Genomic DNA, 17,596 nt, shown 5'->3' on the forward strand with positions numbered 1-17,596 from the left:
ACATGTCTCAGTCAGCATTGAAGGCAAGCACCATCGCCGCAACGATGCGCTTTGGCCGCTCGCGGGTCTGCCGGCGGTCCGTTCCGGTTCTGGCGATTGCGATGGCGGCACTGCTGGCCGGCTGCGCCCAGCGCGACAGCATCACGGTCGGCTCCATCCCGGACGATTATCGCACCAACCATCCGATCGTGATCGCCGAGAAGAACCAGAAGATAGATCTGCCGGTGGGCGCCGGTGACCGTGGCATGACGGGCTCCCAGCGTGACACGCTTTCGGGCTTCCTCGACGGCTACGACAGGAGCGCCGCCCCGACGCTGACGATTGCAATCCCGGCAGGCTCGGCCAACGAGGTCGCGGCGGCCGCTGCCGGGCGTGATTTCGCCCGGCTGGCGGTTGCCAGCGGCATCAAGCGCAACCGGATCGTCATGACCTCCTATCAGTCCGCTTCCGCCGAAGCCTCGGCCCCCATTCGCGTTGCCTATATCTCGGTGAAAGCCCAGACCGATAAATGCGGGCGCTGGCCCGAAGATCTCGTGGAGACATCGGAAAACAAGCACTATGCCGATTTCGGCTGCTCCTATCAGAACAATCTTGCTGCCCAGATGGCCAATCCGGCCGATCTGCTTGGACCACGCAAGCAGGCGCCTATCGACGCCGAGCAGCGTGGAAAAGTCATCGACGGGTACCGAAATCAACCGTTCTTTGATTGGCAAGCAGAAGGCGAAGTTAGCTACTAAAGCGCAGTTCCGGAGCACATGGACATGAACAATCTGGCCTATGACACTCCTGTGGACGGCAGCGATACCTCGCAGCAGGACATCGCCGCGATGCAGGCGTTGCGGCCGATCCCGCGCATCTCGATCCAGGCATTCTGCGAGACCGAGGGTGTTGCCAACCCGGTCGAGCGCGCCGGCGAGGACCGTCGCATGACGAAGGCGCATCTCAAGGTCCACATGGGCGGTGTTCCCACTGCCATCGAATTCTACCAATCGGCGCCGACGCCCAATCTGATCCTGCTGGAATCGCGCAGCGAGCCCAAGCAATTGCTGGAACAACTCGCCCAGCTTTCGGAATATTGCGATCCGACGTCGAAGGTGGTGGTGATCGGCCACTACAATGATGTCGGCCTCTACCGGGAACTCATCCGCAACGGCATTTCCGAATATGTGATCGCTCCGGTCTCGATGGCCGACATCGTCAGCGTGGTGTCGTCGATTTTCATCGATCCGGAAGCCGAGCCGCTCGGCCGCTCGATCGCCTTCGTCGGCGCCAAGGGCGGTGTCGGCTCCTCGACGATCGCCCACAATGTGGCTTGGGCGATGTCCTCCCTGTTCAAATCCGAAGTGGTCGTCGCCGATCTCGATCTGGCTTTCGGCACCGCCAACATCAATTTCGACCAGGATCCGGCGCAAGGCATCGCCGAGGCGGTGTTTTCACCGGAACGCATCGATGAAGTCTATCTCGACCGGCTGCTGACCCAGTGCGCCGAGCATCTGTCGCTGCTGGCGGCGCCTTCGACGCTCGAACGGGTCTATGATTTCGATCCAGAGGCCTTCGTTCAGCTCATCGACACCGCCCAGCGCAGCGTGCCGCTTCTGGTGCTCGACGTCCCCCATGCCTGGACGGGCTGGACCAAGAACACCTTGGTCAAGGCCGACGAGATCGTCATCACCGCGACACCGGAACTTGCCAATCTGCGCAACACCAAGAACCTCATCGATATGCTCAAGCGGCTTCGTCCCAATGATCCGCCGCCCAAGCTGATCATCAACCAGGCCGGCGTCCCGAAACGCCCGGAGATTTCGCCGGCCGATTTCGCCGAGCCGCTCGGTCTGTCGCCAATGTCGGTCATTGCTTTTGATCCCTTGCTGTTCGGCAATGCTGCCAACAACGGACGCATGCTTGGCGAAATGGATGCCAAGAATCCGATCGTCGCAATGATCAACGAAATGGCGCATGTGCTGACCGGGCGCAGCGAAATCAAGATCAGGAAGAAGGCCGGGCTCGGCAGCCTGCTCGGCAAGCTCTCGCGCAACAAGAAGTGACGCTTCAGCAGTGGAATCGGTAGTCGATCATGTTTGGTAAAAGAGGCAGCGACGACGGCAACCGGTTCACGCCGGAATTTCGCCAGCCAGCACCGGCGCCTGTTGCGCCGCCGGCTGCAGGTTCCGTGGACACGGCGGTTCTGACACGGCCCTCGGCGCCAAGCGCGCCTGTCGCGCCGCCGGCGCGCCGTGCGGTCGAGGCACCGCCATTGGCGCCTGAGCCGAAGCGGGCACAGCGCGAAAAAAGCGAAACCTATTACGATACCAAGAGCCAGGTCTTCTCCGCACTCATCGACACCATAGATCTGTCGCAGCTTTCCAAGCTTGATCCTGAAAGTGCGCGCGAGGAAATCCGCGATATCGTCAACGACATCATCGCGATCAAGAACTTCGCAATGACGATCGCCGAGCAGGAAGAGCTGCTCGAGGACATCTGCAACGACGTGCTCGGCTATGGGCCGCTCGAGCCGCTGCTCGCCCGCGACGACATCGCCGACATCATGGTCAACGGCTCCAGGAACGTCTACATCGAGGTCAACGGCAAGGTCGAACAGACCGGCATCCGCTTTCGTGACAACCAGCAGCTCCTCAACATCTGCCAGCGCATCGTCAGCCAGGTTGGCCGCCGCGTCGACGAATCCAGCCCGATCTGCGACGCGCGCCTCCCCGATGGCTCCCGCGTCAACGTCATCGCGCCGCCGCTCTCCATCGATGGCGCCACGCTCACCATCCGCAAATTCAAGAAGGACAAGCTGACGCTCGACCAACTGGTCAAGTTCGGCGCCATCTCGCCGCAGGGCGCCGAAGTTCTCAAGATCATCAGCCGTGTTCGCTGCAACATCGTGATCTCGGGCGGTACCGGTTCGGGCAAGACCACGCTGCTCAATTGCCTGACCAACTATATCGACCGCGAGGAGCGCGTCATCACCTGCGAAGACTCGGCCGAGCTGCAATTGCAGCAGCCGCATGTGGTGCGCCTCGAAACCCGCCCGCCCAATCTGGAGGGTGAGGGTGAGGTGACGATGCGCGACCTGGTCAAGAACTGCCTGCGCATGCGGCCCGAGCGCATCATCGTCGGCGAAGTGCGCGGACCCGAAGTGTTCGATCTTCTGCAGGCGATGAACACCGGCCATGACGGCTCGATGGGCACGATCCACTCGAACAGCCCGCGCGAATGCCTGAACCGCATAGAATCCATGATTGCCATGGGCGGTTATTCGCTGCCGCAGAAGACAGTGCGCGAAATCGTCGTCGGCTCCATCGACGTGATCATCCAGGCAGCGCGCCTGCGCGACGGATCGCGCCGCATCACCCACATCACCGAGGTGATCGGGATGGAAGGCGACGTTATCATCACGCAGGATATCGTCCTCTACAACATCAAGGGTGAGGACGCCAACGGCCGGCTGTTGGGTGAGCACGTATCGACCGGCATCGGCCGTCCGCATTTCTGGGAGCGTGCACGCTATTACGGCGAGGAGCAGCGTCTCGCCATTGCGCTCGAGGCGATGGAGAAACGCGCTGACTGACGTCTGCTGGGGTGTAAGGGTTCGGGCCAATGTTTGGAATTGACGGCACAGTACTGGCGTTTGTCGTGCTCGCCGGCTTCAGCGCCGGCGCCGTTGCTTATGCATTTCTGTTCACCCGGATCAGCAACGAGAAACAGGTCGGCAAGCGGCTCGAAACAATCAGGACCGCCGAGACGGATCGCTCCGTCGTCAAGGCCTCGCGCGACCGCGTGGCGGAAGCCGCCAAGCGGCGCAAATCGGTTCAGGATTCTCTCAACGAACTCGACGCCAAGCAGAAAACCAAGGACAGCCGCGTCAAGAAGCCGCCGCTGAAAGCCCAGCTTCGTCAGGCCGGCCTCAAGACCACCATCGAGCGTTTCTATATGTATTCCGCAATATGCGGCATCGTTTTGACGATGGCCGCTTTCGTGGCCGGAGCCCCGCTGATCGCCTTGCCGGGCGTGCTGCTGGCCGGGGGGCTGGGCCTGCCGCGCTGGTTCGTCACGTTTCGCCGCGCCCGCCGGGTCAAGGCATTCCTCAACGAATTTCCAAACGCGCTCGACATCATCGTGCGCGCGGTCAAATCCGGCCTGCCGCTGAACGATGCCGTGCGCCTGATCGCCAACGAATCGCCCGAACCCGTGAAGACCGAGTTTCGCCGCATCGTCGATTCACAGCAGATGGGCCTCTCTATCCCCGACGCGACCTTGCGCATGCCCGAAACCATGCCTTGCACCGAGGCAAGCTTCTTCGGCATCGTTATCCAGATTCAATCGCAAGCCGGCGGCAATCTCTCCGAGGCGCTGGGCAATCTTTCGCGCGTGCTTCGCGATCGCAAGAAGATGAAAGCCAAGGTCGCGGCGCTGTCGATGGAAGCGAAGGCATCCGCCGCGATCATCGGTGCGCTGCCCTTCATCGTCGCCTTTCTCGTCTACCTGTCGAGCCCGGCCTACCTGATGCCGCTGTTCAACACCAGCGTCGGAAACCTGATCCTTGGTTGCTCTGCGGTCTGGATGTCGATCGGCATCCTGGTGATGCGCAAGATGATGAACTTCGAAGTCTAGGATGCTGGCATGACCGAGCAAGTCATCAAGACCCTGACGGATCCGAGCTTCCTGATCGCGATGCTGGTCGCGATAGCGGTGTTTGCGACCGTCTTCACCTTGCTGCCGGCGTTTGGCGGAAACCAGCTCAAGTCACGCATGAAATCCGTTGCGCTGGAGCGCGACGAACTGCGTGCGCAACAGCGCGCCCGGCTTGCGGTCGAGGCCGATCGCCGTCGCAAGGGCTTGCGTGAGGAACAGTCGATCGGCATGCGCAACATCGTCGACCGGCTGGATCTGAGACGCGCGCTCGCCGATGAAGGCACCTTGCAGAAACTCAAGGTGGCCGGTTTTCGTGGACAGAATCCGCTGACGCGGTTTCTTTTCTTCCGTCTCGTGCTTCCTTTTGTCGGTTTCGCGCTGGCCGCAATCTACATTTTCGTGCTCGGAGGACTGCCCGACAAGCCATTGGTCATCAGGCTGTTCGTCTGCATCCTCGTTGCTTACGGCGGCTTTTACGCGCCGGTCATCTACGTCAACAACCGCGCCACCAAGCGCAAGCAGTCGATCCAGATGGCATGGCCGGATGGGCTCGATCTGATGCTGATCTGCGTCGAATCGGGCATGTCGGTGGAAGCAGCATTGCGCAAGGTCGCCGACGAGATCGGCGCGCAATCGGTGGCGCTGGCGGAAGAGTTCATCCTCACCAATGCCGAGCTTTCCTATCTGCCGGAGCGCAAGCAAGCCTACGAGAACCTGGCAAGCCGCACCGGCCTGGATTCGGTCAAGTCGGTGTCGCAGGCGCTCGTCCAGGCCGAGCGTTACGGCACGCCGGTGGCGCATGCACTGCGCGTGCTTGCCGCCGAAAGCCGCGACATGCGCATGAATGCGGCCGAGAAGAAGGCGGCCGCCCTGCCGCCAAAGCTCACCGTTCCGATGATCCTGTTTTTCCTGCCGGTGCTCTTCGCCATCATCCTGGGTCCCGCCGGCATTCAGGTCAGCCAACGCGGTATCTTCGGCGATCATGCGGCGCCGGCAACAAACGCCCAGTAGCGGCAAATTCCTGCAGTGCACTTCAAACGAAGAGGCCGCGCTGCATGCAGCGCGGCCTCTTCGTTTGGGCGTCGGACTTGTGGTCTCAGTTGGTTGCGGATTTCGTCTTGTCCTGATCCTTGAGCTGGCTCCAGGCGTTCTGTTGGGCCAGCATCTGCCTGAGATAGGCGACATTTGCCTGCGCCTGTTCGGGCGACAGTTCCTGTGAGGCGATCTTCTCGGCCTCGTCGAACCGGCCTTGCAGGCCGACGACCAGCGCCAGGTTCTGGCGGACCCGGCTGTCCGCATTCGGCTGTTGCGCGGCCGAGCGCATATAGGTTTCGGCGGTGCGCAGATCACCTTCCAGCACATACGACATGCCAAGATTGGAGAGCACGGAAGGCTCGTTCGGCTTGAGGTCGAGCGCCTTGCGGTAAAGCTGGCGCGCATCGTCCTTCTGGCCGGTCTGGTCGAGAATGGCCGCTTCCGCCGACACCAGCCTCCAGTCGGGATATTCCGGTGTCTGAGCGCGGCGCACGGCGTCGAGCGCCGCCTCGAACTGGCCATTGGCGGCCAGCGCCTTGCCATAGGAGGCAAGCACGTCACGATCCTTGGGCAAAGCGATGGCGAGTTTGCGCATCACGGCCAGCGACTGGTCGGCATCGCCATCCATCTGCAACGCCGCCGCATAGTTCGTCGCTATCCGCTTGTCGTTGGGGTTCTTCGCGTAGGATTGGCCAAGTGCGCCGGTGGCATTGTGCAGTTCGCCGGCCGACATGCTTTCAAGCGGTTTGCCGCTGGTGCGTGCGATAGAGCCGGTGGAGAGCTTGTCGGTTCCGCAACCGGCGACGCCCGCCGTCAGCGCCAGCACAAGAGCCATGGTGATGAGCCGTTTTCCCCTGGCATTGATCCTGCGGTTGGTCGGCATGGCACCCTAAGCCTCCATTCATGCGCGGCCATTGCGTGGCCGTCTTCCCTCTCGCAGAAATATTCTGTTAACCCTAACGGACGGTTAAGAACGGCGACTCACACGGAGAACATCGCATGCCTGTCGAACTCGTCGGGAAGACATTGCCGGGCGCGTTGCCGGTCCATCTGGTCGCCAGGGACGGTCTGGACGCGGCCGGTCTTGCGCCGGCCGCCATCGCCTGGGCCAGGGCCAACGGCTTTTCCGGCGAGGCAGGCAGGACACTGGTCGTGCCCGGCGAAAACGGGGCGCTCGGCGGCGCCTTGTTCGGTATCGGCGATGGCGAAGGCGCGCTTGCCCTCGGCGCATTGTCGAAAGCCTTGCCGGAAGGCGACTGGCATTTCGCCTTGGCGCCGGCCGAGGCCGAACTCGCGGCGATCGCGCTGCTGCTCGGCGGTTATGTCTTTACTCGCTACGGCAAGAAGCCAGGCAGGGCGCTGCGCTTCGGCCTGCCGGCCGACGTCGATGCCGGGCGCGTTCGCCGCATTGCCGATGGCGTCTTCCTGACACGCGATCTGGTCAACACGCCGACCAGCGATATGGGTCCTGAAGATTTGGAGCAGGCGGTGCGGACTCTGGCCGCCGGGCACAAGGCCGAAGTCTCAGTGATCAAGGGTGACGATCTCCTCGACTGGAATTTCCCGATGATCCATGCGGTCGGCCGTGCGTCGACCAGCGCACCGCGCTTGATCGACATGCGATGGGGGCAGCAAGACGCGCCCAAGGTGACGCTGGTCGGCAAGGGCGTCTGCTTCGACACGGGCGGCCTCGACATCAAGCCATCGTCCGGGATGCTGCTGATGAAGAAGGACATGGGCGGTGCCGCCAATGTCCTTGGCCTCGCCTCGATGATCATGGCTGCCGGGCTGAATGTGCGGCTGCGCGTGCTCATTCCCGCGGTGGAAAATTCGATTGCCGGCAACGCCTTCCGGCCTGGCGACGTGCTGGTGAGCCGCAAGGGCATCACTGTCGAAATCGGCAACACGGATGCCGAGGGACGGCTGGTGCTGGCCGACGCGCTGGCGCTGGCCGACGAGGAGGAGCCGCAGCTTCTGGTCGACATGGCGACGCTGACCGGGGCTGCCCGTGTCGCGCTCGGCCCCGATCTGCCACCGTTCTACACCGGCGACGAAACGCTGGCATCCGATCTGGCGGAGGCTTCCGTCGCGACGGAGGATCCGCTGTGGCGCATGCCGCTGTGGCGGCCCTACGATGCAAAACTGTCGTCGAAGATCGCCGACATCAACAATGTCACCACGGACGGTTTCGCCGGCTCGATCACAGCGGCGTTGTTCCTGAAGCGCTTTGTCGAAAAAACCGCGGGCTGGGCGCATTTCGACATCTTCGCCTGGAATCCGGCTGATCGTCCGCATGGCCCCGCCGGCGGCGAGGCACAGGGCATCCGCGCGCTGGAGCGGATCATCGCGAAACGCTATGGCTGACAGTCGCAGGCGAAAGACGGCAATCGCTTTGACTGAAACGGAACCGAAACAATTTGCCGTCATGCTGGCACGATGTCGATTGCGATGCGCCCGAACCAGGCCTTGCGACTGTGGCAGCAGGTGATGCTGTCGCAGGTGCGCGACGACGCGCCCGATCTGACCATGCGCCAGACGGCAATCCTGTTCACCATCTATCTCGATCCGCCGCCGCACACCGTGCGCGGGCTCGCCGCCCGGCTCAATGTCACCAAGCCGGTGATCACCCGCGCCCTTGACACGATGGGCGCTTTGAAACTCGTCTCGCGCCATCGCGACGAGCTCGACAAGCGCAATGTTCTGATCAGGCGCACGGTCGAGGGCGCGCTCTTTGTCGAGCGCTTCGGCGATGGTATCATCGCCAAGGCGCTCGAACTGCCGATGTGAGCGACCTTACCTTTTCAACAGAGTGCTCGATTTGACTGCCAGAGATGCCCGCCTTCACGCTTTTCGCTCCGACCTTGCCGATGCACGGCTGAAGGGTGAGGTCGCCGCTGACCGCTTCGTCGCCGGCCGGCCGGCGCGGGTCATCGCGTCAGTGGCCGATATGCGCAAGGCGCCGCAGCCGGATGCCGGCGTCAACACGCAAGCCCTGTTCGGCGACGATGTCCTGGTCTTCGATGTCGCTGAAGGCTGGGCCTGGATCCAGGCCGAACGCGACGGCTATGTCGGCTACGTCGCCGACACGATGCTGGGCGGGCGGGACCATACGCCGACGCACATCGTCTGCGTGCCGCGCACCTTCCTCTACCCCGGGCCGGATCTGCGCTTTCCGATCGCCGGACAATTGTCGATGGGATCGACGGTGACGGTGACGGAGGCGGCCGAGACGCGCGGTACGCACTATGCGGTCCTGCCGTCCGGCGAGGCGCTGATCGCAGGTCACCTGCGGCCGCTCAGTGAAGCTGTGTCCGACTATGTCGCGGTTGCCGAGGCGTTTCTCGGCACGCCCTATCTCTGGGGTGGCACTTCCGGTTTCGGCATCGACTGTTCGGGGCTGGTGCAACTGGCGATGCGCATGGCCGGCAGAGACGTGCTGCGCGATTCCGACATGCAGGCTGCGGCCCTTGGCGAGCCGCTGGAACCGGGACCTGATTTCTCCGGCTTGCGACGCGGCGATCTGGTGTTCTGGAAGGGCCATGTCGCCGTGATGACCGATGCCGACACGATGATCCACGCCAACGGCCACACCATGCTGGTGTCGCGCGAAGGCCTGAAGGATGCGGTTGACCGCATCGGTTATCTCTATGGTGGCCCGACAGGGTTCAGGAGGCCGTAGCCCTTTCTTCCTTCGCCCCGTTCACGGGGAGAAGGTGCCCGAGGGCGGATGAGGGACAGCGCCAGCATTGAAAGGTTCGCGCCGCCCCCCACCTGCCTGCCGGCATCCTCTCCCCGTAGACGGGGCGAGGAAAGCTCACCTCGATCACCTTTTGTTCCGATTTTCCTTGGCGTTCGCGCGCCGTCGCGCTACCTCTGGCGGGTGACAGTTGAGCCGCGCCTTGCCGAACAGAATGCCGCCGTGGCCCTGCCCGAACCATTCCTCAGATGGTTTGGCGAGAAAGGCTGGTCGCCGCGCGCCCATCAGATCGAACTTCTGGCGAAGGCCCAGGCCGGTCAGTCGGTACTGCTGATCGCGCCGACCGGTGCCGGCAAGACGCTGGCCGGCTTCCTGCCTTCGCTGACCGAACTGGCCAACCGGCCAAAGAGAAAGCCGGGCCAGGCGCAGCGCGGTATCCACACGCTCTACATCTCGCCGCTGAAGGCGCTGGCCGTCGATATCGAGCGCAATCTCGGCAAGCCGGTGGAAGGAATCGGGCTGCCCGTCACCATCGAGACGCGCACCGGCGACACGCCGGCGCACAAGCGCCAGCGCCAGAAACTGGTGCCGCCCGATATCCTGCTGACCACACCCGAACAACTGGCGCTGCTGATTGCGGCCGGAGATGCCAGACGCTTCTTCGAAGATCTGCGCTACGTCGTGCTCGACGAACTGCATTCGCTGGTGACATCGAAACGCGGGCATCTGCTGGCGCTCGGCCTGGCACGGTTGCGCGGCTATGTCCCTGGCCTGCAGACGATCGGCCTGTCGGCCACGGTGGCCGAACCGGACGAGTTGCGGCGCTGGCTGGTCAGCCAGAATCCACTCAAGGGTTCGACAGGCCATGACATGGCCGAACTGATCGTCGTCACCGGGGGTGCGAAACCGGAGATTTCCATCCTCGACTCCGAAGAGCGCGTGCCATGGGCAGGACATTCTGCGCGCTACGCCACGCCGGAAATCTATCGCGAGATCAAACGCCACAAGACGACACTGCTGTTCGTCAACACCCGCAGCCAGGCGGAGCTGCTTTTCCAGGAGTTGTGGCGGGTCAACGAGGACACCCTGCCGATCGCGCTGCATCACGGCTCGCTCGACGTCGCCCAGCGCCGGCGCGTCGAGAAGGCGATGGGCGAAAACGCGCTGCGCGCCATCGTCGCCACCTCGACGCTCGATCTCGGCATCGACTGGGGCGATGTCGATCTGGTCGTGCATGTCGGCGCGCCAAAGGGGGCGAGCCGGCTGGCACAGCGCATCGGCCGTGCCAACCACCGCATGGACGAGCCGTCCAAGGCGATCCTCATCCCCGCCAACCGCTTTGAGGTGCTGGAATGCCGGGCCGCCCTCGACGCCAACTATCTAGGCGCGCAGGACACGCCTCCGTTGATCAATGGCGGGCTCGATGTACTGGCCCAGCATGTGCTCGGCTGCGCCTGCGGCGCGCCGTTCCGTGCCGATGACCTGTACGAGGAGGTGCGAACGGCAGCACCCTATGTCAGCCTCGACCGGCCGACATTCGACCGCGTCATCGATTTCGTTGCCACCGGCGGCTATGCGCTCAAGAATTACGAACGCTACGCCCGCATCCGTTTGAACAAGGATGGGTTGTGGCGGGTGTCCAATCCGCGCGTCGCCCAGCAATACAGGCTGAATGTCGGCACCATCATCGAGGTGCCGGCGCTGAATGTTCGATATGTGCAGGCCGGCAGCAAAGGCACGGCTTCGCGTGGCGGCCGGGTCCTCGGCAAGATCGAAGAGGCCTTCCTCGAAACGTTGACGCATGGCGACACGTTCATGTTCGCCGGCAAGGTGCTGCGCTTCGAGGGCATCCGCGAGAATGAATGCTTCGTGTCGAACGCGCCGGGCAGCGATGCCAAGGTGCCCTATTATGGAGGCGGCAAGTTTCCGCTTTCGACCTATCTCGCCGAACAGGTCCGCATCATGCTCGATGACCCGCAGCGATGGAAAAAGCTGCCCGAGCAGGTCGCCGACTGGCTGCGCTTCCAGGCCGACAAATCGGTGCTGCCCAAGCGCGACGACCTGCTGATCGAGACCTTTCCACGAGGCAACCGCCACTATCTGGTGGCTTACCCGTTCGAGGGCAGGCTGGCGCACCAGACGCTCGGCATGCTGCTCACCCGCCGCCTCGACAGGGCAGGAGCCAGGCCGCTCGGCTTCGTCGCCACCGATTATGCGCTGGCTATATGGTCACTGGGCGACATGGGCGCGATGTTCAACGCCAGGAAGCCTTCGCTGAGCGCACTTTTCGACCAGGACATGCTGGGCGACGACCTCGAAGCCTGGCTTGCCGACAGCTGGCTTCTCAAGCGCACCTTCCGCAACTGCGCTCTGATTTCCGGATTGATCGAGAAACGCCACCCTGGCCAGGAGAAGAGCGGCCGCCAGGTCACGGTCTCGACCGACCTGATCTATGACGTGCTGCGCAGCCATGAACCGGACCACATCCTGCTGCAGGCGACGCGTGCCGATGCGGCGGCCGGCCTGCTCGATGTCAGCAGACTTGCCGACATGCTCTCGCGCATCCAGGGTCGAATCGTGCATAAGGCACTCGAACAGATATCGCCGCTCGCCGTGCCGATCATGCTCGAGATCGGCAAGATGCCGGTGAACGGCGAAGCCGATGAGACATTGCTGATGGATGCGGCGTCGCTGGTCGCAGAGGCCATGGGGCCGGAGATGGTCGAGGAATGAATTTTTCGCTGGCGCGCACATCGCTGATCGCCGAGGCCGATCTTGTCGGCATATCAGGCGAACGCGCCGTCTGCGACCCGCGCGGCGTGCTTTATTTTCCGGATCTGCGGCTTCTGGCCGTGTCCGACCTGCATCTGGAAAAGGGCTCGTCGCTGGCACGCCGCGGCACGCTGATTCCGCCCTATGACACCGGCGCGACCTTGCTGCGATTGCAGGCCGTCATCGCTGACTACCAGCCGTCTATCGTCATCAGCCTGGGCGACAGCTTTCACGATGGCGGCGGCGCCCAACGCATGCATGCAAGTTTCCGAGAGCGGCTGGAAGCGCTGATATCAGGCCGGCAATGGTTCTGGGTCGCCGGCAATCATGACCCGGAAGCGCCAGCCGACCTGCCTGGCGAGACGGTGCGTGAACTTGCTATAGGCTCGCTGCTGTTCCGGCATGAGCCATCGAAGCAGCGTGTCGAAGGCGAAATAGCGGGCCATCTGCATCCCTGCGCCCGCATCGTCCAGCAGGGCCGCTCGGTGCGGCGCCGCTGCTTTGCCGGCGACGGCGGCCGCATGATCATGCCGGCCTTCGGTGCCTATACAGGCTCGCTCAACGTGCTCGATCGCGCCTATGCCGGGCTGTTCCGGCTGGACACGCTGATGGCCTATATGCTGGGCGCCCAACGCATCTTTGCCATTTCCGGCTCGATGCTGCGGCCGGGCTAAACAGCCCTACCTGCCGTAATAGAGCGTAACCGTGTGCTTCGCCTCTGCAAAAAACAGCCAGCGCTCGACCAGCATGCCGGCGAACTGGATTGCAGCAGCGAGTACCGACAGCAACGCTGCCGGCGGCCAGGGCAGGGCGAACACAATGGCGAGCAGCCCCAAGGGCAACGCGAAGGCCAGAAGCTGCGTGATCTGGCGCAGCCGCGCGCTGTGCTTGCGCGCGATGCGGAAACCCATTTCCTTGAGCAGATAATTCTCTTCGGTATGCGGCCATTCCAGCGACCGCACCGTACCTCCCGCCAGCCCGGTCGCGGTGTTGGCGGTGGTCGCGATCTCCAATCGGTCGTTGTAGCGCCAGGTCGCCACTTTCCAGCCCCAGCCGATCAAGGTCAGCAGCAGGCAAGGCGCCAGAAGCATCTTCGAACCGAAGGCAAAGCCCTGCAGCAGCGCGTTCAGCAGCACGCTGCCGGTCATTGCCGAGAAGATGACATAGCCGGGCAGGGTGAAGCGGCTATGCCATTGGGCGATCGGCTTCAGCGACGCATAGATCATGCCGGTGGTGCAGACGGTGATGATTGCGCCGATGGTGGCCAGAGATCCGGCGATGCCGACCCAGCCATCGGTCTTGCCGAAGAATATCCAACCGATGCCGAACAGTCCCGCCGGAATGAAGGTGATGACCGAGGCAACACCTTCGCGCGACAGCCATGAACTGCGCCATTGCGAGAACGCCCGCCAGGCGCGTTCGGGGCGGCCGAGATGACCCGTCGAGGACAACAGGCCGGCTACGATCAGGCCGAGCGCCAGCCCCATGCCGATGAAGCCCAGCCAGAAATCGGGTGGGATGATCTGGAAGCCTCCGAGCGTGCCCAGCAACGCGAGCAGGCCGTAGCCCGCGCCGGTGGCAGTGGTGAAGAAGACGACGGAGAAGGCTGGATGCATGGGTCAGTTCGAAAGCATGCGGTCGACCCAGCCGAGGAAACCGCCGTCGGCCCGCACCGGTTCCAATGCCGGCGCGGCCACCGATGCGGCGCGCGCGGTGTGGGCGCGCGGCGGCAAATATTTGTTGGTCGGGCGATAGCCGAGCTCAGGCATCAGGTCGACGCCGCCACGCTCCGCCACCAGTTGCGAAACAGCCGACAGGGGATCGCCGAGATCGCCGAAATGCCGGGCACTGGTCGGGCAAGCGGCGACGCAGGCCGGCACGCGGTCTTCTTCGGCCAGATTGTCATTGTAGATGCGGTCGACACACAGCGTGCATTTCTTCATCACCCCGACATCGGTGTCGAATTCGCGTGCTCCATAAGGACAGGCCCAACTGCACAATTTGCAGCCGATGCACTTGTCCTCGTCGATCAGCACGATGCCGTCCGAAGCCCGCTTGTAGGAGGCGCCAGTCGGGCAGACGGTGACGCAGGCCGGCGTCTCGCAATGCAGGCAGGAGCGCGGAAAATTCACCGTCCGTCCGCCCATCTCGGTGGTGTGCTCATAGCTGTGCACGCGGTTGAACCAGACGCCGTCGACATGGCCGCCATAGGGATCGATGTCGGTCAGCGGCGCCATGTGGCCGCCGGTGTTCCATTCCTTGCAGGCGGTGACACAGGCCTGGCAGCCGACGCAGGTATCGAGGTCGATCACAAGGCCGAGTTTCTTGTCGCTTTGACTTGGCAGACAGGTCATTTGGTCGCCTCTCTCGCCCTGCGGAATTCGGCGCCGAAAGTCAGTCTGTCGGGCGAGGGTTCGAAATGCGGCGGCTGCAGGAAACGCTCGAACTGCGGCTCGGTGAACCCGGCTTCTTCGGCTGCGCATTTGACGATGCGCACGCGCAGGTCGAACCACGCAGCCTGGCCCGTCACCGGATCGGAATTCGAATAGCGTTTGCCCTGCGCGTCGGCCGAGGTCTGGTCGCCGATGATATGGTTGAGCAGGAAGCCACGGTTGCTCTCGGCCGCGTCGTCCTTCAGCCCCCAGCTGCCGCGCCTTTTGCCGATGGCGTTCCAGGTCCAGACCGTGCTTTCGTTCACCCCGTCGATCAGCTTGATCTGCCCCTTCACTCTACCGTTGATGCTTTCGATCCACACCCAGTCATCATCGACAAGGCCAAGACCGGCTGCCGTCCGGTGATGCACGAACAGCCGGTTCTGGCTGGTGATCTGCCTCAGCCATGCATTCTGCGAACCCCAGGAATGGTACATGTGCATCGGCCGCTGCGTCAGCGCATGCAGCGGATATTTTTCGAGGTCGACGACCGCTTCCTCGAAGGGCATGTGCCAGAACGGCAGCGGGTCCATGTAGGTCTCGATGCGCTGGCGATCGCCTTTCGGCGGCACCACACGGCCATGGCCACGCGCGGCGAGCCTGAAGCGCTGCATAGGCTCCGAGTAGAGCTGGAAAACGATCGGTTCGGCTTTCGGGATAAAACCCATCTGCACCGCGAAGTCGAGATAGGAGCGGTTGGCCATCTTGTAATAGCGCTGGTCGTCCGCGAAATCATGATGCCAGAAGCCGCCATTGTCGATGTAGCGCTGCAACTGGTCCGGGTTGGCCTCACCCCTGCCGGTCGAGGTCCCATCCTTGCCGCGCCAGCCGGCGAGCGGGCCGATGCCGGGCGTGCGCTCATGGTTGACGATGTAGTCGGCATAGTCGCGGTATCTGGCCGAGCCGTCCTCGTCGACGAAACCAGGCAGGCCGAGCCGGGCGCCGAGTTCGATCAGCACCGACTGGAACGGCCGGACGTCGCGGTCGGGCTCGATGACGGGATGGCGGATGGCGTCGCCCGGTCCGTCGGCATGACTGATCGGCCGGTCGAGCAGGCTGATGCAGTCGTGGCGCTCAAGATAGGTCGTGTCCGGCAGCACCAGATCGGCGAACGGCACGGTCTCGGAATAATAGGCGTCGGAATAGATGATGAAAGGGATCTTGTAGTTGCCCGCTTCGTCGCTGTCGGTCAGCATCGCCATGGTCTCGACGGTGTTCATCGAGGAATTCCACGCCATGTTCGACATGTACATCATCAGCGTGTCGATCTTGTAGGGATCGCCTGCCCAGGCGTTGCGGATGACGGTGTGCATCAGGCCGTGCGCGGCCAGCGGCGCGTCCCACGAATAGGCCTTGTCGATGCGAAGCGGCGTGCCGGCCTCGCCGACCAGCAAATCGTCCGGCCCGCAGACGAAGCCGAGCGGCATGCCATCGAGCGGCGTCATCGGCTTGACGGTCTTGCCCGCCGGCTTCGGTCCGGGCGGCGCGGATCGGGGGTAGGGTGGCTTGAAACGGAAACCGCCGGGAACATCCACCGTGCCCAACAGCACCTGAAGGAGATGGATGGCGCGGCAGGTGTGAAAACCGTTCGAATGGGCCGAGATGCCGCGCATGGCGTGCATCGAGACAGGCCGCCCCTTGATCGTCTCGTGGCGGCGCCCGGCCCAGTCGGTCCAGGCGATCGGCAATTCGATCGTCTGTTCGAAGGCGACATGGGCGAGTTCGGCGGCGATCCTGCGGATCGTGTCGGCGGCAATGCCGCAGCGCTCGGCGACCGAGTCCGGTGCGTAACTCTCATCGAGGTAGCGGTCGGCGATCAGCTGGAACACCGGGACGCAGCGGCGCCCGCCGATCGTGAAGCTGCCGGTCAGCGCCGGTTTCGCACCGGCATCGGCGGCGCTGACCGGTGTCTTCGCCACCCTGTCCCAAGCCAGCGGATTGCCGTCGGCATCGCGCACGAACAGCCCGTCATCGGCAGCACCCGGCTCCTGGATGACGAGCGAATGGGCATTGGTGTAGCGCAGCAGATACTCGAGATCGACGCGGCCCGCCTTGAGCAATTCGTGGATGAGGGCGAACACGAACAGGCCGTCTGTTCCGGGCCGGATGCCGATCCAGTCATCGGCAATGGCATTGTAGCCGGTGCGGCACGGATTGATCGAGACGACCTTGGCGCCGCGCGCCTTGAGCTTGCCGAGACCGATCTTGATCGGGTTGGAATCGTGATCCTCGGCGACACCGAACAGCATGAAATACCGGGTGTTGTCCCAGTCGGGCTCGCCGAACTCCCAGAACGAACCGCCGATCGTATAGAGGCCGCCGGCCGCCATGTTGACCGAACAGAAGCCGCCATGGGCGGCGAAGTTCGGCGTACCGAACTGGCTCGCCCACCAGCCGGTCAGCGACTGCGACTGGTCGCGGCCGGTGAAGAAGGCGAGTTTCCTGGGGTCGGTCCGGCGGATGTTCGACAGCCGTTCCGTAGCGATCGAAAACGCCTCCTCCCACTCGATCTCGCGGAACTCGCCGGAGCCGCGCGGGCCGGCGCGCAGCAATGGCTTCTTCAGCCTTGCCGGGCTGTAATGCTGCATGATGCCGGAGCTGCCCTTGCCGCAGATCACGCCGCGATTGACCGGGTGGTCCTTGTTGCCGTTGATGTAGCGGACCTTGCCATCCTTGATGTGTACATCGATTCCGCAGCGGCAGGCGCACATGTAGCAGGTCGTCTTGGCGATGCTGTCGGAAACGGCAGGCGAGGTGTCGACGCCGTCGCCTTCGTCAGGCGCTCGCGTGTCGGCAAGCGGGCGTTGCGATGGTGCCGAATTCGCGCCGCGCGGCGGTCCCTGCATCATGATCCGGTGGCGCCTGTACGGCGCATGGATTTGGCCCGCGTCTTCGGTCCGGGGCCGCGCATGTAATGCTCTTCCGTGTGGTAGCGATCACCGGCAAGCCGCCGCCTTATGCCGCGGGTCCAATGCGCAAGCAAGGATCTGAAACGCCCGATCATTCTGCTCTCTGCGATCTT

14 protein-coding genes are annotated in these 17,596 nt (G+C 63.4%); 10 read left to right on the top strand and 4 right to left on the bottom strand.

Annotation, left to right across the window (positions count from 1 at the left end; all coding sequences use genetic code 11):
- The first annotated feature begins 2 nt into the window (after nucleotides 1-2).
- The 5 genes from A4R29_RS03510 to A4R29_RS03530 are packed head-to-tail and all read left to right on the top strand — an operon-like array spanning nucleotide 3 to nucleotide 5,649.
- Entirely contained in the window at nucleotides 3-737 is a 735-nt protein-coding gene (locus A4R29_RS03510) for a CpaD family pilus assembly protein (protein ID WP_063171183.1), read from the top strand.
- An 18-nt stretch (nucleotides 738-755) separates the two neighbouring features.
- The gene (locus A4R29_RS03515; RefSeq protein ID WP_063171184.1) at nucleotides 756-2,045 is read left to right on the top strand and encodes a CpaE/TadZ family protein; all 1,290 of its coding nucleotides are present in this window, start codon (nucleotides 756-758) and stop codon (nucleotides 2,043-2,045) included.
- Between the two features lie 29 nt (nucleotides 2,046-2,074).
- Complete coding sequence (locus tag A4R29_RS03520) at nucleotides 2,075-3,574, top strand: TadA family conjugal transfer-associated ATPase (protein ID WP_063171185.1); 1,500 nt, start codon at nucleotides 2,075-2,077, stop codon at nucleotides 3,572-3,574.
- Nucleotides 3,575-3,603: 29 nt separating this feature from the next.
- Nucleotides 3,604-4,617: a type II secretion system F family protein gene (locus tag A4R29_RS03525; RefSeq protein ID WP_063171186.1), complete on the top strand. Its 1,014-nt coding sequence runs from the start codon at nucleotides 3,604-3,606 to the stop codon at nucleotides 4,615-4,617.
- Nucleotides 4,618-4,626: 9 nt separating this feature from the next.
- Nucleotides 4,627-5,649: a type II secretion system F family protein gene (locus A4R29_RS03530; protein WP_013533678.1), complete on the top strand. Its 1,023-nt coding sequence runs from the start codon at nucleotides 4,627-4,629 to the stop codon at nucleotides 5,647-5,649.
- An 85-nt stretch (nucleotides 5,650-5,734) separates the two neighbouring features.
- Here A4R29_RS03530 and A4R29_RS03535 read toward each other — a convergent pair whose 3' ends face one another.
- Entirely contained in the window at nucleotides 5,735-6,556 is an 822-nt protein-coding gene (locus tag A4R29_RS03535; RefSeq protein WP_063171187.1) for a tetratricopeptide repeat protein, read from the bottom strand.
- Nucleotides 6,557-6,672: 116 nt separating this feature from the next.
- Here A4R29_RS03535 and A4R29_RS03540 point away from each other — a divergent pair, with 116 nt between their 5' ends.
- The 5 genes from A4R29_RS03540 to pdeM all read left to right on the top strand — a co-directional run bounded on the left by A4R29_RS03540 (nucleotide 6,673) and on the right by pdeM (nucleotide 12,816).
- Nucleotides 6,673-8,037 carry a leucyl aminopeptidase family protein gene (locus A4R29_RS03540; protein WP_063171188.1) on the top strand — a complete coding sequence of 455 codons (1,365 nt, stop codon included), beginning with the start codon at nucleotides 6,673-6,675 and terminating at the stop codon, nucleotides 8,035-8,037.
- Between the two features lie 72 nt (nucleotides 8,038-8,109).
- A complete protein-coding gene (locus A4R29_RS03545; protein WP_063171189.1) occupies nucleotides 8,110-8,460 on the top strand; it encodes a MarR family winged helix-turn-helix transcriptional regulator in 351 nt (116 codons plus the stop codon).
- A 31-nt stretch (nucleotides 8,461-8,491) separates the two neighbouring features.
- Entirely contained in the window at nucleotides 8,492-9,352 is an 861-nt protein-coding gene (locus A4R29_RS03550; RefSeq protein WP_063173545.1) for a C40 family peptidase, read from the top strand.
- A gap of 201 nt (nucleotides 9,353-9,553) precedes the next feature.
- A complete protein-coding gene (locus A4R29_RS03555; RefSeq protein ID WP_063171190.1) occupies nucleotides 9,554-12,103 on the top strand; it encodes a ligase-associated DNA damage response DEXH box helicase in 2,550 nt (849 codons plus the stop codon).
- Complete coding sequence (gene pdeM, locus A4R29_RS03560) at nucleotides 12,100-12,816, top strand: ligase-associated DNA damage response endonuclease PdeM (protein ID WP_013533672.1); 717 nt, start codon at nucleotides 12,100-12,102, stop codon at nucleotides 12,814-12,816. Before A4R29_RS03555 ends, pdeM begins: the two co-directional genes overlap by 4 nt.
- A gap of 6 nt (nucleotides 12,817-12,822) precedes the next feature.
- Here pdeM and A4R29_RS03565 read toward each other — a convergent pair whose 3' ends face one another.
- From A4R29_RS03565 to A4R29_RS03575, 3 genes are read right to left on the bottom strand one after another with little or no spacing between them, the layout of a single operon-like run.
- The gene (locus tag A4R29_RS03565; RefSeq protein ID WP_063171191.1) at nucleotides 12,823-13,758 is read right to left on the bottom strand and encodes a dimethyl sulfoxide reductase anchor subunit family protein; all 936 of its coding nucleotides are present in this window, start codon (nucleotides 13,756-13,758) and stop codon (nucleotides 12,823-12,825) included.
- A 3-nt stretch (nucleotides 13,759-13,761) separates the two neighbouring features.
- Entirely contained in the window at nucleotides 13,762-14,496 is a 735-nt protein-coding gene (locus tag A4R29_RS03570; protein ID WP_024503180.1) for a 4Fe-4S dicluster domain-containing protein, read from the bottom strand.
- The gene (locus tag A4R29_RS03575; RefSeq protein WP_063171192.1) at nucleotides 14,493-17,423 is read right to left on the bottom strand and encodes a molybdopterin oxidoreductase family protein; all 2,931 of its coding nucleotides are present in this window, start codon (nucleotides 17,421-17,423) and stop codon (nucleotides 14,493-14,495) included. The genes A4R29_RS03570 and A4R29_RS03575 overlap by 4 nt, the downstream gene beginning before the upstream one ends.
- Nucleotides 17,424-17,596: the final 173 nt, after the last annotated feature.

The organism is Mesorhizobium ciceri biovar biserrulae, assembly GCF_001618845.1.
In the GTDB taxonomy this organism is placed as follows: domain Bacteria; phylum Pseudomonadota; class Alphaproteobacteria; order Rhizobiales; family Rhizobiaceae; genus Mesorhizobium; species Mesorhizobium ciceri.

Excerpts from the sequence above, each read along its gene's own strand:
- A4R29_RS03530 (WP_013533678.1), top strand. The coding sequence starts at position 4,627 with ATGACCGAGCAAGTCATCAAGACCCTGACGGATCCGAGCTTCCTGATC.
- A4R29_RS03575 (WP_063171192.1), bottom strand. The coding sequence starts at position 17,423 with ATGATGCAGGGACCGCCGCGCGGCGCGAATTCGGCACCATCGCAACGC.
- A4R29_RS03520 (WP_063171185.1), top strand. The coding sequence starts at position 2,075 with ATGTTTGGTAAAAGAGGCAGCGACGACGGCAACCGGTTCACGCCGGAA.
- A4R29_RS03540 (WP_063171188.1), top strand. The coding sequence starts at position 6,673 with ATGCCTGTCGAACTCGTCGGGAAGACATTGCCGGGCGCGTTGCCGGTC.
- A4R29_RS03535 (WP_063171187.1), bottom strand. The coding sequence starts at position 6,556 with ATGCCGACCAACCGCAGGATCAATGCCAGGGGAAAACGGCTCATCACC.
- A4R29_RS03515 (WP_063171184.1), top strand. The coding sequence starts at position 756 with ATGGACATGAACAATCTGGCCTATGACACTCCTGTGGACGGCAGCGAT.
- A4R29_RS03510 (WP_063171183.1), top strand. The coding sequence starts at position 3 with ATGTCTCAGTCAGCATTGAAGGCAAGCACCATCGCCGCAACGATGCGC.
- A4R29_RS03565 (WP_063171191.1), bottom strand. The coding sequence starts at position 13,758 with ATGCATCCAGCCTTCTCCGTCGTCTTCTTCACCACTGCCACCGGCGCG.
- A4R29_RS03570 (WP_024503180.1), bottom strand. The coding sequence starts at position 14,496 with ATGACCTGTCTGCCAAGTCAAAGCGACAAGAAACTCGGCCTTGTGATC.
- A4R29_RS03525 (WP_063171186.1), top strand. The coding sequence starts at position 3,604 with ATGTTTGGAATTGACGGCACAGTACTGGCGTTTGTCGTGCTCGCCGGC.
- pdeM (WP_013533672.1), top strand. The coding sequence starts at position 12,100 with ATGAATTTTTCGCTGGCGCGCACATCGCTGATCGCCGAGGCCGATCTT.
- A4R29_RS03545 (WP_063171189.1), top strand. The coding sequence starts at position 8,110 with ATGTCGATTGCGATGCGCCCGAACCAGGCCTTGCGACTGTGGCAGCAG.